General features: G+C 49.2%; 1 protein-coding gene. It reads right to left on the reverse strand.

The genetic code is table 11. From position 1 onward, the window contains the following. On the reverse strand, nt 1–1,728 hold a 1,728-nt coding region (locus tag KDK19_RS19850), incomplete at both ends, for a hypothetical protein (protein ID WP_257292706.1).

Raw genomic sequence — 1,728 nt, forward strand, 5'->3', positions numbered from 1 at the left:
AGCGCGCCAGAACGATCCCTTTGGAAGACGACTCAGGCTGAATGACGACGTATATTTGCTGGTTTTTCGCGTCATAGGTTTGGAAGAGAGGCTTGCCTTTTGGTGGTAGGCAGTTTGACAGATCAAGTGAATCGGTTGTGGGGGACGTACTGTCAGACGACGATGAAAATTTAGTTCGCCGTGTGTTTGTTGGGGATGATATTTCAAAAGCGGATGAAGTGCCTGATGGTGACTCCGAATCAGCTAAGGCTCTGATTTCAGCAGCCGTGGTCAAATCAATGGTTGAAGGCTGTGCTGATGACGATGACGTAGCTGGTGGAGTTGTCGTGATGTTCTTTTTCACTCTACAGTCAAATCCTCCGGGTGTGCAATCAATTCCGGCCAGCAATATTTGTAGTCTGGAGAAAACTTTTAGGAACGGTAAATAGCCGTAATGCCCGTTCCAGACAGTACGATTGAAAGAGGTGGCGTTTGCGGCACCTCCAGGGTCTGCAAACTCGTTCAGGACGATGGGAAACTGGTTGTTTGTCTGTTGGGTACCATTGATTCGGACAAGTTCACGGTAGGGGGTGTTAATGCCTCTGAGCATCGGCAGCTGTGTTGCATCACCGGCGTTCCAGAGTTCGCTGCTCAAACCGTTTAAGCCTGATTTGAGTGCGCTTTTCGATTTTCTCACGACACCTTCATTATATCCATTATGAATCGAATCAGTCGGGTAATACTTTGTGAAAGTGTCCAGGTTATTGACAATATCATTCCCAAAGGAAAATTCTGCGACTGCCCCGCTTTCATAGCTTCCTGTTACCAGTGACTTAACCAACCCCGTATTAACATTGTTGTAAACCGAGGCCAAATCGCGTGCACTCCCGGATATACCACCAGTTGAACTATGAGTCCCATTACCTATGACTGCTCCGGCATTCAGGTTGTGATAAATTGCTGCTCTTCCTATGGCTTTTCCGGCAATACCTCCGGCAGATGCAATGCGACCGTCAGTAGTGACAGTTCCGGTGTTTACATTCTGAACAACAGGAGCGTTGACTGCTCCCCCAGTGATTCCGCCCACATTGGTGGTGACCTTTCCAGAAATGCTGCCTGTATTGAGGTTTTTGCTGACCAGGGTTTGACCGGAGGTTTCCCCCACTATTCCGCCAATCTCCCCACCACTTCGCCGTGAAGTACCGTCCAAATAATCTGAGGCAATTTTTCCGGTGTTCAGGTTATGTAATACCCTGCTGGTTGTTTCTGCTTTTCCTACAATCCCCCCGGAATCTTCGGTATGGCCAGCATTAACCTCCCCGGTATTCACATTGTTGTTAGCAAGGCTATTGCTTTTCAGCCTTCCGACAACGCCACCGGCAGGTGAGTTATCCAAGCTTCTGGGCGTTATTTTTCCAATATTCAAGTTGTTTGATACAGAAGACTTCTGATCCGCTACCCCGGCGATACCACCAGTGTTGGCGCTTCCGGTTGTGAAAACGGTTCCGGTGTTCAGGCTATCGCGTATGACACTGCCAGAAGCACTGCCTGCTATACCTCCACCATGACTGTGATAACCACTCGTTCTGATGGCTCCGGCATAATTGACCACCTCTTCAATCCTGCTGCGTCTCAACTCACCCACAAGCGCACCTGTGGGGCTGGTGTTTCCGGTACTGGTCACTTTTGGCTGTTTAAGCAGGATTTGTCGTATGGTGCTGTCCTGCAATGTCCCGAACAAGCCAGAGG

It is taken from the genome of Endozoicomonas sp. ONNA1, assembly GCF_024606325.1.
Classification (GTDB): domain Bacteria; phylum Pseudomonadota; class Gammaproteobacteria; order Pseudomonadales; family Endozoicomonadaceae; genus Endozoicomonas_A.